Source organism: Mycobacterium sp. NGS26 (assembly GCF_059813025.1).
Genome location: NZ_JCALDU010000003.1, coordinates 120830 through 135734, shown reverse-complemented (window position 1 = coordinate 135734; position 14905 = coordinate 120830). Strand labels below are relative to the sequence as shown.

Here is a 14905-nt window from a genome sequence, read left to right as displayed (position 1 = left end):
TCATCCGGCAGGGACCTCGTAGGCCTCGTCATCACCCAGCCGGGCGTCCGGATTCAGCAGCATCGCCGCCTCCTGCCGCTTCTCCGGAGCGTGGTGGTCGAAGCGACGGTCCGCCGGCCGCTCGTACATCGGCGCACCGCCGGCGATGGCCGAGGCCAGCCGGCGCTGGCCGGCCAGCAGGCGTGCCTGTGCGCGCCGCTGGTAGGCCTCGCGCTGATCCGGGTCCAGCGCGGCGATGAACGCCTGCGGGTGGACCAGCGCGACCAACCCGGACACGTGGCCGAACCCGAGGCTGGTCACCAAGCCGGCCTTGAGCGGGAACCTCCCGCCGAGCCGCAGCGTGTCGCGCACCCACACGAAGTGCGCTGAGCCGGCCAGCTCGTCGTCGACGCAATCCAGGCTGCGGTTGGGCGGGATCACCCCGTCGCGCAGCATCTGGCACAGGCCCATCATCTGGAAGACCGCCGCGCCGCCCTTGGCGTGGCCGGTGAGGCTCTTCTGCGACACGACGAACAGCGGGGCGCCCTCGGAGCGGCCCAACGAGTCCGCCAGCCGCTCGTGCAGCTCGGTCTCGTTGGGATCGTTGGCCAACGTCGAAGTGTCGTGTTTGGAGACCACCGCGACGTCGTCGGCGCCCACCTCCAGCTTGGCCAGCGCGCGCGCCAGCGGGGAGTCCTGGCCGCCGCGGCCCGCGGCCAGCGCGCCCAGGCCGGGCGCCGGAATCGAGGTGTGCACGCCGTCGCCGAACGACTGCGCGAACGCCACCACCGCGAGCACCGGCAGGCCCATCTTGAGCGCCAGATCGCCACGCGCCAGCAGGATGGTCCCCCCACCCTGGGCCTCGACGAAGCCCAACCGGCGCCTGTCGTTGGGCCGGGAGAACTTCGAGTCGTCGATGCCGCGGCCGCGCATCATCGCGGTGTCGGCGGTGGCCGCCATGTCACCGAAGCCGATGATGGCCTCCAGCGTCAGGTCATCCAGGCCGCCGGCCACCACCAGTTCGGCCTTGCCCAGCCGGATCTTGTCGACGCCCTCCTCGACCGACACCGCCGCCGTGGCGCAGGCCGCCACCGGGTGGATCATCGATCCGTAGCTGCCGACATAGGACTGAACCACGTGCGCGGCAACAACATTCGGCAGCACTTCCTGCAGGATGTCGTTCGGCTTGTTCCGGCCCAACAGGTTGCCGTGATACATGGTCTGCATGGACGTCATGCCGCCCATCCCGGTGCCCTGCGTGCTTGCCACCTGGCTCGGATGCACGTAGCGCATCACTTCGGCCGGGCTGAATCCTGCAGACAGGAACGCATCGACGGTCGCGACAATGTTCCACAACGCCACCCGGTCAATGGAACTCGCCATGTCGGGGCTGATGCCCCACACCGTCGGGTCGAACCCGGTCGGAATCTGGGCGCCGACGACGCGCGACAGCTTGGTCTTGCGCGGAACCCGGATCTCGGTGCCGGCCTTGCGGATCACCTGCCAGTCGGTCGAGTCGGGCACCGGCCGGATGACGGTGTGCTCGGGGTCGAACTCGACGAACGCGCGAGCATCGGCCTCCGACGACACCACGAAGGCGAAGTCCTTGTCCAGGAACACCGACACCAGCAACGGGGACGCGTGATCGGGGTCGATCGCGCCGTCGTCGACGAACTCGCGAATGCCGCAGCGCTGCACGACCGTGTCGTGGTAGCGCTCGACCAGTTCCGACTCGTCGACCAGCTCACCGGATTCGGTGTCGTACCAACCCGGTTGGGGGTCGTCCTCCCAGCGCACCAGCCCGGTGGTCCACGCCAGCTCGAGCACTCCGGCCGCCGACAGCTCGTTGTCGACCTCCATCTCGAACCGGGTGCGCGACGAACCGTACGGGCCGAGTTCGGCGCCGCCGACGATCACCACCAGGTCGGCCGGGTCGACGTCGAGGTCGTCCCATTGCGGGGGCGGCGCCGGGGTGTAACCGCGCGGCGGCGACGGCAGCGCGGCGATGGTGCCCTCGGTTGACTCGTCGTCGGAAACCGCCTCGGCCGACATCTCCTCGCGGGCCTTGGCGGCCAACTCGGCCATGTCGAGGTCGGCCTCGCCGAGCCCGCCGGTCAGGTCCGCCTCGATGGGCTTGGCCGCCGCGGCGACCTTGGACTCCACGTCGCACAGGCCGAGCAGCATCGCGGCCATCTCGTCGGTGGAGTAGGTGGTGACGCCGGCCTGTTCGACGGCGTCGACGATGGCGTCGTTGTGCCCCATCAACCCGGTGCCCCGCGTCCAGCCAATCAGCGCGTGCGCCAGGCTGACTCGCGCCGCCCACGACGACTCGGCGTGCCAGCGGCTCACCAGCGCGTCCAGTGCCGACTTGGCCTCGCCGTAGGCGCCGTCACCGCCGAACATTCCGCGGTTGGGCGACCCGGGCAGCACCACGTGCAGCCGCGACGCGATGTCGCGCTCGGAGCCGATCTTCGACAGCCCGCCGATCAGCCGTTGCACCGCCCACAGCAGCACCTTCATCTCCATCTCGGAGCGCGAACCGGCCTCCGACAGGTCGCCGACCACCCGCGGGGCCGCGAACGGGAACAGCAGCGTCGGGGTCTGCGCGTCCTTGATGTGAATCGACTGTGGCCCAAGGCTTTCGATCTGCTCGGTGCCGACCCATTCGACCAGGGCATCGATGTCGGAGTAGGACGCCATGTTGGCGGCGACCACCCACAGGGCGGCGCCGTAGCGGGCGTGGTCGCGGTACAGCGACCGGTAGAACGCCAGCCGCTCGTCGTCGAGCTTCGAGGTCGTTGCGATGACGGTCGCGCCGCCGTCGAGCAGTCGCGCGACGACCGATGCCGCGATCGAGCCCTTGGAAGCGCCTGTCACGACGGCGATTTCGCTGCTGTAGGGGCCGGGGTCCGGGTTCTCGGCGCCGGCGGCGATCCGGCCGTACAGCGATGCGTGGACCTGACGGCCCGCGGCCAGCGCCTTGCCCTGCCACCAGGTGGCCTGGGTGGCCACGACATGCCCGGTGCCCTCGAACCTCTCGGAGAGCCGCGCCCAGTCCGCGTCGATGTCGCCCTCGTCGGCGAGCCACAGCTTGACCAGGTCCTCACGGGCGCTGGCCCAGCGGTCGTCGAACAGGACGGCCTTCTTGGCGTCGAACACCGGCGCCACCAGGCGCGGCCAGTCCGCGCCCAATTCGAGGGTGACCAGGTCGATGAGTTCGGCGTCGGTGGCCGCCGGCAACGCGCTCACCGGGTCGTCGTGGCCCAGCTGGCCCAGGATCAGGCGCGCCGCCGAGGCGAGCACCCCGTCGCGACCGGTGATCTGGTCGGTGAACTCGCTCAGCGCGGCCGCGTCGATGGTCGCACCGCCACCGCCGCCCGCCGACGGCAGCGCCACCGAAATGCCGCGGCGCGCGGCGACCGACGCGACCGCGGCGTCGATGACCTTGTCCACGGAGGCGGCGTCGGCCAACGCGCCCTCGTGCAGGTGGCCCATCGCGCCGCCACGAACGCTGGTTCCCTCGCGCGTTCCCAGCGCGACCTCGACCGTGACGTGCTTGGCCCAGCCGTCGCCGAGCTCCCAGGTCTTCTTGACGCGCTCGGCGATGGCGGCGGGTCGCTTGCCCGACGGACCCAGGACCGTACGCAGCTGATCGTTGATGGCGTCGGAAAGCACTGGGCCATAAGGCTTGTACGTGCGCGCCAGCTTGGTGACCTGGGACCGCAGTCCGGCCAGGTCGGCCTCGGCGGCGCCGTCGATGGCGCCCAGGTTCAATTCCGAGCCGAGGTCCACCAGCAGCTGGTTGCGCCGCGACGACGCACCGTCGGTGATGGACTCAATGGAGTCGAGTTCCTCGATCTGGTCGATGCGCATCTTGGCCGACAGCGCGATCAGCGCCAGGGTCGCGTCGGCGGCGTCGAACGCGATGTCGTCGGGCCGAGCCCCGCCCGACGGAGCCGTCGGCGCAGCGGAAGGGGCCGCCGGAGCGGCCTCGACGGCGGCGGCTTCCGGCGCGGCCGTACTGGGCTCGTCTTCGGGCTCCGGCTCGGGGTCGGTGTCGGTGGCGAACAGCACCGCCGCGTCGCGCTCGGCGTTGAGCACTTCGACTGTGCTGTGGGCATATTCGGGCAGCTTGAGGGTATTGGTGGCCAGCCCGGCGACGGTCGGCGCCGACTTCACGCCGATCTCCACGAACCGCTCCACGCCCAGGCCACCCGCGGCCTCCTCGATGAACAACAGGTCCTGGGTTTCGATCCAGCGCACCGGGCTGGCGAACTGCCACGCCAGCAGCTCGATCAACAGTTTGCGGGCGAGCTCACGCGGCTTCTCGTTACGCCAGGTGTCGTAGTCGGCGAGGATCTCGTCGAGCGGCTCGGCGGGCACCAGATCCCGGACCTCCTGGATGAAGTCGCGGTCCAGCGTGAACGGCCGCGGCACCAGGTTCGGGATGTAGCGCCCGATGATGATGTCGGGATCCTTGTCGCGCGGCATGACCCGCTCCAGCGAACGGCGGAACTCGGCGACCCCGACCCGCAGCACCCGCGAGTGGAACGGCACGTCGATGCCGGGCACCAGGATGAACGAGCGCCGCCCGCCGCTGAGCTCGCGGCGGCGTTCGACCTCGGCCTCCAGCGCTTCCAAACCGCGCACCGTGCCGGCGATCGCGTACTGCGAGCCGCGCAGGTTGAAGTTCACGATCTCCAGGAATTCGCCTGTGCTCTCGGCGATTCCGGCCACGAATGCGGGAACCTCGTCGTCGGGCAGGTCGATCTGCGAGGGCCGGATCGCGGCCAACCGGTAGTTGGAGCGGCCCAGGTCGTCGCGCGGCACGATGTCGTGCATCTTCGAGCCGCGGTGAAACACCATCTCCAGCAAGGCTTCCAGCTCGTAGATGCCCGTCACGCAGGCCAGCGCCGTGTACTCGCCGACGGAGTGGCCGCACGCGATGGCGCCTTCGACGAAGGCGCCCTGCTCGCGCATCTCGGCGACCTGGGCCTCGGCCACCGTCGCCATCGCGACCTGGGTGAACTGCGTCAGGTAGAGCACGCCCTCGGGGTGGTTGTAGTGCACGCCGTTGGCGATGATGCTGGTCGGGTTGTCGCGCACCACGTGCAGCACCGAGAAGCCCAGCGTGTCGCGGGTGAACTTGTCGGCGCGGTCCCATACCTTGCGGGCGGCCTTGGACCGGGCCCGCACCTCCATGCCCATGCCCTTGTGCTGGATGCCCTGGCCGGGGAACGCATAGACCGTCTTGGGCGCGGCCAGCCGCGCCGTGGCCGACATCACCAGATCCGATCCGATGCGCGCGGCCACCTCCAAAACCTCTGCGCCCTGGTCGATCCCGACGCGGTCGACGCGGAAGTCGACCTCGTCACCCGGACGGACCATGCCCAGGAACCGGGCGGTCCAGCCGATCAGCCGGGCCGGCGGGCGGGCTTGACCGTCGGTTGCGGTCGCCGCGTGCTGCGCGGCGGCCGACAACCACATGCCGTGCACGATGGGCGATTCCAGGCCGGCCAGCAGCGCGGCCGCCCGGTCGGTGTGAATCGGGTTGTGGTCACCGGACACCACCGCGAACGGGCGCATGTCGACCGGCGCGGTCAGCGTGACGTCGCGGCGGCGACGGCGCGGGGTGTCGGTGGCGTTCTCGGAGACCGCGCCGCCGGCCCGGACCGGGTCGGCGAGTTCCGCGGCTCCGGTGCGCCCGAGGATCGCGAACCGCTCGGCGAGGGTGGCGATCACAGCGCCGTCGGCGTCGGACGCGCCCCTGATGGTCACCGAGACCGGGACAACGCGGCCCATCTCCGTGTCGGTCGCCGGAGAAGCCGTTGCGCTGATCGTCAATTGGGCCGGATCCCTCGGCAGCGCGCCGACCATGTGGACGGCGTGGTCCAGGTGCACCAGGCTCAGCAGCCCCTCGACCACCGGGACACCGGCGTCGGTGACCGCGGAGCCGATGGCCGCGAAAACCGCGGGCCAGCAAAGGCCTACGAGCGCGTCCGGCACGGTGGTGAGGCTGGGCGCCAGCGGCTCACCGAAGGTGGCCGTGACCCCGGTGTGGTCGGCGACGCGCTCGGGATCCCAGTCGACCGTGACGGTCGCGGTCCCCTCGACGACCCGGGGCAGCAGCTCCGGCCCGTCGACGCCGGCGGCGATCGCCAGGACCGCGCGCATGGCGGTGGTGGCGGCCTCGGTGGACACCACCGGGATGCCGCCGTCAAGTGTGTTGGCGGGCAACGTGAATGGGATCTCGACCCAGACGCCGGACACGGGCACGCTGAGCACGACCTGCTCGGTGCCGGCGCCGTCGTCGGACGTGACCTGCAGCCGCGCGCCGGTGGATGAGTGTGTGGCGCGCGGGCTTTCGGCTCCTTCAGAGCCTGAGTGCACCAGCCAGTCGGCCGGGTCGGCGATGCGATGGACGGGGTTGGTGGTGGTGCGCCCGGCCCACATCACGTCGGGGGCGTCGAGCACGACGGCCAGCGGCCCGGTCACGTCGGGGCGGCCCAGCCGGCGCGACCGCACGGCCGTCGGCTCCGCCCCGCCGGCAAGCACCTCGTCGATGGCGGCCTGCTCGAAGCGGTCGAGCAGCTCACCGACGGGTTCGTCCATCCGGGTGATGCCGGCGACCGACGCGGTGCCCGGGATGATGCACACCTGGTCGGCCTCGTAGCGGGCGTCGTGTGCCTGCCACAGCGAGTCGCTGCGCCACCAGCGCCGGACGTCCTTGTCGATGACGGGCACGAAGTTGACCGGCTTGCCCAGCGTCTTGCACAGCGTGACGAAGAACGGCACATCGGCCGGATGCAGTTGCACGGATTCGGCGTCGGGGTAGTGCTGCAGCAGCGTGTCGATGGCGCGGTCGGGAGTCTCCAGCAACCCGTCGTCGTTGAACAGGGTCTCGATCGGCCCGAAATCCTTTGCGTGCAAACGCGCCTCGGCGCGCTGCAGCATCTGCTGGAAGCGGTCGCGCCAGGTGTCGGCCAGCCAGGGGCTGCCGGGCGAGGCGGTGTCGGCCGTCGAGTTGCCCTCGCCGATGGTCAGCTCCACGTAGCGCCGCAGCCACTGCAGGTAGGTCATCTCGGCGACGTCACCGAAGTACGGCTTGGCCGTGTTGGCCATGGCCGCGATGATCTCGTCGCGACGCTCCGCGACCGCCTCCGCGTCGCCGGCGACCTCGTCGAGCAGCCGGCCGCAGCGCGAGGCGGCGTTGTCGATCTCGTGGATGTCCGCGCCGAGCTGGCTGCGGCTGGAAGCCATGCCGCCCTGGGCTTTTCCGGCGCTGATCCACTGGTCGGTGCCCTGCGTCTCGACCAGCATGCGCTTGACCGACGGCGACGTGGTGGATTCCAGCGTGGCCATGGCAGCGGTGCCGACCAGGATGCCGTCGATCGGCATCAGCGGGAAGCCGTAGGACTGCGCCCAGCGGCCGGACAGGTATTCGGCCGCCCGTTCGGGGGTGCCGATGCCGCCGCCGACGCAGACGGTGATGTTGGGGCGCGACCGCAGCTCCGAGTAGGTCGCCAGCAACAGGTCGTCGAGGTCCTCCCAGGAGTGGTGGCCGCCCGCGCGCCCGCCCTCGACGTGCGCGATCACGGGCTTGGTGGGCACCTCGGTCGCGATGCGGATGACGGCGCGGATCTGCTCGACGGTGCCCGGCTTGAACACGACGTGGCTGATGCCGACGTCGTTGAGCTCGTCGATCAGCTCGACGGCTTCCTCGAGATCCGGGATGCCGGCGCTGATCACCAGGCCGTCGATCGCCGCGCCGGATTGGCGGGCCTTTTGCACCAGGCGCTTGCCGCCGACCTGCAGCTTCCACAGGTACGGGTCGAGGAACAGCGCGTTGAACTGGTAGGTGCGGCCGTCCTCGAGCAAGCCGGACATCTCCTCGATCCGGTTGGCGAAGATCTCCTCGGTGACCTGCCCGCCGCCGGCCAGCTCGGCCCAGTGACCCGCGTTGGCCGCCGCGGCGACGATCTTGGCGTCGACGGTGGTCGGGGTCATGCCGGCCAGCAGGATCGGCGACCGCCCGGTCAGCCGGGTGAACTTCGTCGACAGCTTGACCCTGCCGTCGGGAAGGCGGACCACGGTCGGGGCGTAGCTCGACCAGGCCCGGGCGACCTCGGGGGTGGCCCCGACGGTGAACAGGTTGCGCTGACCGCCGCGGGTCGCCGCCGGCACGATGCCGATGCCCAGGCCGCGGATCACCGGCGCGGTCAGCCGGGTGAGGATGTCGCCAGGCCCCAGGTCGATGATCCAGCGCGCGCCGGCCTCGTGCACCCGGTTGATCTCGTCCACCCAGTCGACCCCGCGCACCAGGATCGCCTCGGTCAGCTCGCGGGCCAGCGCGACGTCGAGGCCGACCTTCTCGGCCCAGCCGCCGACGATGTCGATGCCGTCGGCCAGCCGCGGCGTGTGGAAGCCCACCTCCACCTGCACGGGATCGAAGACGGGCGCGAAGACGTCGCCGCCGCGGACCTTGTTCTTGCGGTCGGCCTCCTCTTTCTCGGAGATCTGCTGGCAGTAGAGCTCGAATCGGGACAGCTGCTCCGGGGTGCCGGTGATCACGACCGAGCGCCGGCCGTTGCGGATCGACAGCACCGGCGGCAGCACGGTGCGAACGTCCTGGGCGAACTCGTCGAGTAGCAGGCGGATGCGCTCGGGGTCGGCGTTGGTGACCGACACCATCGGCGGACGATCACCGAGGACGGAAATGCCGCGCCGACGCGCCACCAGCGTCCCGGCCGCACCGATCAGCTGGGCCATCGCCAGCAACTCTGCGTCGCGCGCGCCCGCCGCCTTGAACGCCTCGACGGCCAGCACACCCTGCGAATGCCCGGCGACGGCCACCGGAGGTGTCGCGACCCAGTCCATACCCTGGCGCGCCAGGGCACGCCCGGCCGCAACCTGGGTGAGCAGCACGCCCGGTATCGACACCGCGGCCGACGTCAGGTGCTTCTCCGAGGGAACCGGGTCGCCGGCCGCCAGCGCGCGGACCCACTGCAGCGGCTCGAAACCGATCGGGCGCACCACGACCAGCTCCTTGGCCACCGGCTCGAGCAGCAGCTCCACCTCGCCGACCAGTGTCGCCAGGTCGGTTTCGATCCCGGCCGACGAGACGAGTTCCTCCAGGGTCTCCAGCCAGGCGCTCCCCTGGCCGCCGAAGGCGACGGCGTACGGCTCACCGGCCGTCAGGCGGTCGACCAGAGCATGGGTGCTGTGCGGGATGTTCCCGTCGCGGTCAGCGGACACCCTGTCGTGCTCGTGGATCGTCACCTTCTATGTCTCCCCTGTATGCGTCTTTACGTATCGGTTCGCTCGGCCGGTTCCGCACCGGCCTGCGGACCCGTCGTTTCGATTCCCCGTCGAATCGCAGCCGAGAAACGGCTGACCGGTGTCGTGTCGGCGGGCCGCCCCCTGGGCCGAACGGCGCGACGGACTGCATCGGCTGCACTAAGAGTGTCATAAGGATCAGTGCCCTTTTTGCATGTTGAGCAGTTACTGGTGAGTTCTACGCATGGGTAACCGTGTTGTGGGTAACACCGCGTTCACCCGAGGCCGCGAGCGCCGCAAACAAACGTCCTGCATGCAGGTGGTTACGGTCGAGTAGCCATAACTGCGCTGGTTAAGGCAGTTTTGTTATCAAATCGTTATGTTAAAAATTCGGGCTCCGACGAGCGCCCGGCGGCGCGTTCGGCGGGCCGTCGCGCGATTTTCCGCGGCAGCGCCGCCCGAGCAACGGCGAACGAGTGTTTGCTGGAGCGGGCGACGCCGGGGCCCGATGGGACCCGATCAGCGGGCCGGGGCGCCTCCGGGTCGGCGCGGGATGACTAGACCCACTGCCCGAATTGCGGCTTGAGGATTTCGTTGATGTCCACCCCGACCCCGCCGACGCTGCGCTTATCGATCTCGACCTGGTGCAAATGCGCGGCCGGATGGGTGAACCCCTTCGGCGAGCCCCAGTTGTGCTGCCAGAAATACGAGCCCAGGCCGTCGTGCAGCGCCCAGTCGATCGTCTTCGAATTGGCGTAAACGCCCGTCCGCTGATGCCCGACGACGGACTCCCAAGACCGCAGGTACGGGACAATCTGGCTTTTGTACTGCTCATAGGACGGATCGTCGTCGATCGACGCGTAGATCGGGGCGCTGGCCGGGCCACCGGCGGCGGCGTGCAACTGCATGCCGCGCTGCGCGTGCTGCAGGCCGGCGCCGGCGCCGCCCAGCCAGTCGGCGGTGCTGCCCTTGCCGTACTGGTAGCACGACACGATTTTCAGCCCGTTGCTGTTCAGGTCATGCGCCTCGGCGAGTCCGATCGGCTTGCCCAGCATCCAGTTGCCGCCGGGGCGCCGGTCGGACACGTACCTGATCGAGCCGACGGCGCCCGCGGCCCTGACCTGGCTGGCGGGGATGACGCCGGCCGCATAGTCCAGCAGGGTGCCAAGTGACGCCGAGGCCGGCGCGGCGTGCAACGTAGGCGCCGCCACGCTCAGGCCGACTAGGGCGGGGGTGGCGGCCGCGAATTTGAGCAGGTCACGTCGCGAAACCGATGACACAAGCCACAGGGTACGGCATAAACACCAGGAGACACACTGGCCACAGGAGTCACATGTGTATCACATTGCCGCAACGCCGGTGCCGACTGCCCCAAGCGCCGCATAGCCGGTTCTCGACGCCTTGCTTTCACTATAAAGTTAATAAAGTTAGCGCGAAGTACAGCTAGTCCGAGAACCGAACGCGATTGCAGGGGGCTTTTCAGATGGATCGCGACCAGCTCATCGACCTGACCCGGCGGGCCCTGAAGCTCGCCCGCGACAAGACCACCGACCTCGCGCCGGGCGAGCACACGATCGACGCGGCCGACTACACCTCACTCGAGCGACACGACCGCGACCGGGCCCTGCTGCTGGCGACCCCCCAACTGGTCGGCTACGTCTCGGAGCTTCCCGCTGCCGGGGCCTACTGCACCAAGACGGTGATGGGGCGATCGGTCCTGCTGACCCGGGCGTCCGACGGGACGGTCAGGGCGTTCGACAACGTCTGCCTGCACCGGCAGTCACGGGTGGTGACGGGCTGCGGCAGTGCCAAGCGATTCACCTGCCCGTATCACGCCTGGACCTACGACAACACCGGCAAGCTGGTCGGGCTGCCGGGCCGCGAGGGTTTCCCGGACGTCACCGTCAGGTCCGACGGCCTGACCGAGCTTCCAGCCGCCGAATTCGCCGGATTCCTTTGGGTGGCACTGAATCCCGGCGCCACCCTGGACATCGCCGCGCACCTGGGGCCGCTGGCCGACGAACTCGACTCGTGGGGCATCGGGCGATGGTCTCCGCTGGGCGAGAAGGTGCTTGACTGCCCGATCAACTGGAAGCTGGCGGTCGACAGCTTCGCCGAGAACTACCATTTCGCCACTGTCCACCAGCAGACCTTCGCCAGGATCGCGCGCAGCAACTGCACGGTCTTCGACGCGTACGGGCCGCATCACCGGTTGATATTCCCGCTCAACACGATTCTCGAATTGGACAACGTTCCCGAAGACCAGTGGGATCCCTTCCACAACATGGTCGTGATCTACGCGCTGTTCCCCAACATCGTGCTGTCGGTGACGATCGCCAACGGTGAGCTGTTCCGCATCTACCCGGGCGACCGACCGGGCCGGTCCATCACCGTCCACCAGAACTCGACGCCGCTGGACCTGTCCGACGAATCCGTGGCCGCCGGGGCGCAGGCCGTCTTCGAGTACGCGCATGCCACCGTGCGCGACGAGGACTACCGGCTGGTCGAGGGCCTACAGGCCAACCTCGAGTCGGGCGCCCGCGATCGATTGCGGTTCGGCCGCAACGAGCCGGGGCTGCAGCATCGCCACGTCACCTGGGCCGAGGCGCTGGCACGCTCAGCTACGCCGAAACTGTAGTTTTTCAGAGAAAGTGCGAGTAGACACCTGCAAATTGTCAGTCTCGGCGCGCAGTATCGACCGACAGTGCGGCGATAAGGTCGTCGAAAATGGTTGCCAGCGTGTCATTTTCACCGGGACGCGCGCCGGTCAACAGTTCAATGGCCTCGTCGCGCCGGCCAGCACCCACCAACGGCGCCAGCTCATCCACCGTCGCCTGCAGGCTTGGGGCGACGTCCGCGACCGTGGTGGCCAGCACCTCGACCAGCTCCCAATCCCGGTACAGCGCCAGCGAACGCTCGTTGAACGCGAAGCCGGTCACCGGTTTGCCCCACAGCGTTCCGCGGTAGCGGTACGGGCCCTCCATGTACTCGATCGGCAGGCCGTGCGCGGGGGCCGGCACCAGCGGCTCGCCGACGAGGTCGAGTTGCAGTGTGGCGCAGGTGATCCGGTGGCGGTCGGGCAGGTATCGGGCCGGCGCGGGCGGACGCACCAGCGGCCGCACCGATTCCGGCCATCGGACGTAGCTGCTGACCGTGACCTCGACGTCTTCGGCGCACGTCGGCGGCATGGCCGGGTCGGGGTAGCTCGCCGTCACGCCGGTGAACGGCTGCAGCGCATTGCCGTTCGTGCGGTCGAACTGCCGCCAGATGCTCAGGTCGACGCCGTTGTCGAAATTGATCGTGCGCCATTCGTGCGACCTGGCCCGCGGGTCTCCCCCGCTTCCCCCGCCGCCGGCGTACTTCGGGAACCACTGCCGGTCGATGTGCCCGCCGCTGCCCGACACCTGCTCCACCGCGTCCCCCCAGCGCAGGGTTCCGGTCATCGCCATTCCGGTCTGGAAATACGAGTAGGTGTCGGGCTGGCCGAAGCAGAATATCTTGCCGTTGTAGGTCGACGCGCCCACCGGTGTCGGTGCGCGCGTTGGCGTTACGGCCAGATCCAGTCGCATGGGCCGGCCGCGCTGGTCCTCGCCGACCAGGCTGACCCGATAGGTGTAGGGCAGCAGTTCCCCGTCGGCGTCGCGGCAGGCGATCCACGACGCGGTTCCCGCGCCGCAGTGGTAGGTGAGGTCGAGATAACCCTGGGCCATCGCGAGCTTGCGCTGCGCTCCCGGTTCCAGGTTGGCCGGCGGCATGTCGTAATCCGTGTAGGTGCCGTAGTCGCCGGAGTCCAGATCGAACAGCGCCATCGTGTAGAAGTCGGCGACGATCGTTCCCCCGGGCCGGTTCTTGTTGAAGATGGTCAGGAAGGCGAACGAGCGGCCGCTGTCGGCGGCGTCGAGTTGCCCGGCGAGAAACCAGGTGTCCGACTCCTGGTCGGGATGCTCGCCTTCGGCGGCGGGGAAATCCAGCTGGCTGTCCCCGGGCACCAACCGAAACGGGTAGGTGCGCCAGTCGTCCATGTCTCCGCCTGGGGCCATTGCCACGGCGCAATCCTGCTTTCTTCGCTATGTTAGCGTCAATAGCGAAGTTGCGGTCGCGGTCCCATTCCCCGAGGAAGTGCCCCGATGCCAGAAAATCCCGGCCATCGTTACTACGACGAACTGTTCATCGGGGGGCAGTGGCGCAAGCCCGCCAACCCGCAGCAGCTCGCCGTGATCTCACCCCACTCCGAGGAGCCGGTCGGCCACGTCCAGGTGGCCGGGCCCGAGGACGTCGACGCGGCCGTCGCCGCGGCGCGGCACGCTTTCGACCACGGCCCCTGGCCGCGGATGAGCCACGCCGACCGGATGGCCAAAGTCGAACAGCTCGCGGCGATCTACGCCGGACACCTCGACGAGATGGCAGAGCTGATCACCGACGAGATGGGCTCGCCGCGCAGCTTCAGCCGGCTCGGCCAGGCGGCCGCGGCGGCGTCGCTGATCCACCTCGCGCTGGCCACCGCCCGCGACTTTCCCTGGACGGAGCGCCGCCAGGGCGTGCTGGGCGAGGTACACCTGCGCAGGGCGCCCGTCGGGGTGGTCGCGGCGATCGTGCCGTGGAACGTGCCGCAATTCCTGATCATGCCCAAGCTGATCCCGGCCCTGATCGCGGGCTGCACGGTCATCGTCAAGCCGGCGCCCGAAACCCCTTTGGACGCTTTGTGGTTGGCGGAGATGATCGAGCAGATCGGCCTGCCCGAGGGCGTCGTTTCCGTGCTTCCCGGGGGCACCGACGTCGGCGAGGCGCTGGTGCGCCACCCCGGCGTGGACAAGGTCGCGTTCACCGGCTCCAGCGCCGTCGGGCGCCGGATCGCCACGCTGTGCGGGGAGCAGCTGAAACGCTACAGCCTGGAACTGGGCGGCAAGTCGGCGGCGATCATCCTCGACGACGCCGACATCGACAAGACGGTGGCCGGGCTGAAGACGGCCGGCCTGATGAACAACGGGCAGGCCTGCGTCGCCCAGACCCGGATCCTGGTCAGCGATCGGCGGCACGACGAGATCGTCGACGCGCTGGCCGCCATGATGTCGTCGCTGACCGTCGGCGACCCGGCCGACGAGTCGACGGACATCGGACCGCTTGTGGCCCAACGACAACAGCGCCGCGTCCAGGATTACATCCGGTCCGGCCAAAGCGAGGGCGCCCGCGTGGTCCTCGGCGGCGAAGACAGCCCGGCCCAGCGCGGCTGGTACGTGCGGCCCACGCTGTTCGCCGACGCCACCAACGACATGCGCATCGCCCGGGAGGAGATCTTCGGCCCGGTGTTGACCGTGCTGCGCTACCGTGACGAGGACGACGCGATCCGGATCGCCAACGAGAGCGACTACGGGCTGGCGGGTTCGGTGTGGACGGCAGACATCGCGCACGGCCTGGAGGTCGCGGCGGGTGTCCGCACCGGCACCTACGGCATCAACATGTACACGCTCGACATCGGCGCCCCGTTCGGCGGATTCAAGCAATCGGGCATCGGCCGCGAGTTCGGCCCGGAGGGCCTGCACGAGTACGTCGAGCTTCAGACGCTGGTCTGCAAGGGGCAACTGCCGCCGCTAGAGTAGCGCCGAAAGTGAAGTGGTTGCGAAAGATCGGGCGATTTTTCGCAACCACTTCA

The 14905-nt window shown here is 69.3% G+C and carries 5 protein-coding genes; 2 read left to right on the top strand and 3 right to left on the bottom strand.

Annotated features, from left to right (window positions below; translation table 11 throughout):
* Entirely contained in the window at positions 1-9258 is a 9258-nt protein-coding gene (locus AC5Y6X_RS11615; RefSeq protein WP_324676066.1) for a polyketide synthase, read from the bottom strand.
* 554 nt (positions 9259-9812) lie between these two features.
* A complete protein-coding gene (locus AC5Y6X_RS11610) occupies positions 9813-10535 on the bottom strand; it encodes a DUF1906 domain-containing protein (RefSeq protein WP_324676068.1) in 723 nt (240 codons plus the stop codon).
* A 203-nt stretch (positions 10536-10738) separates the two neighbouring features.
* On the opposite strand from AC5Y6X_RS11610, the gene AC5Y6X_RS11605 reads away from it, so the two are divergent.
* The gene (locus tag AC5Y6X_RS11605) at positions 10739-11893 is read left to right on the top strand and encodes an aromatic ring-hydroxylating oxygenase subunit alpha (protein ID WP_324676069.1); all 1155 of its coding nucleotides are present in this window, start codon (positions 10739-10741) and stop codon (positions 11891-11893) included.
* A gap of 37 nt (positions 11894-11930) precedes the next feature.
* On the opposite strand, the gene AC5Y6X_RS11600 is transcribed toward AC5Y6X_RS11605, so the two are convergent.
* The gene (locus AC5Y6X_RS11600) at positions 11931-13295 is read right to left on the bottom strand and encodes a lipocalin-like domain-containing protein (protein ID WP_420715860.1); all 1365 of its coding nucleotides are present in this window, start codon (positions 13293-13295) and stop codon (positions 11931-11933) included.
* 87 nt (positions 13296-13382) lie between these two features.
* Between AC5Y6X_RS11600 and AC5Y6X_RS11595 the strand changes: the two genes are divergently transcribed.
* Positions 13383-14852, top strand: a complete 1470-nt coding sequence (locus tag AC5Y6X_RS11595) for an aldehyde dehydrogenase (RefSeq protein WP_324676071.1) — start codon at positions 13383-13385, stop codon at positions 14850-14852.
* Positions 14853-14905 lie beyond the last annotated feature (53 nt).

Bases quoted from the DNA above. Each gene is read 5' to 3' on its own strand.
- AC5Y6X_RS11605 (WP_324676069.1), top strand. From the start codon at position 10,739: ATGGATCGCGACCAGCTCATCGACCTGACCCGGCGGGCCCTGAAGCTC.
- AC5Y6X_RS11600 (WP_420715860.1), bottom strand. From the start codon at position 13,295: ATGGCCCCAGGCGGAGACATGGACGACTGGCGCACCTACCCGTTTCGG.
- AC5Y6X_RS11595 (WP_324676071.1), top strand. From the start codon at position 13,383: ATGCCAGAAAATCCCGGCCATCGTTACTACGACGAACTGTTCATCGGG.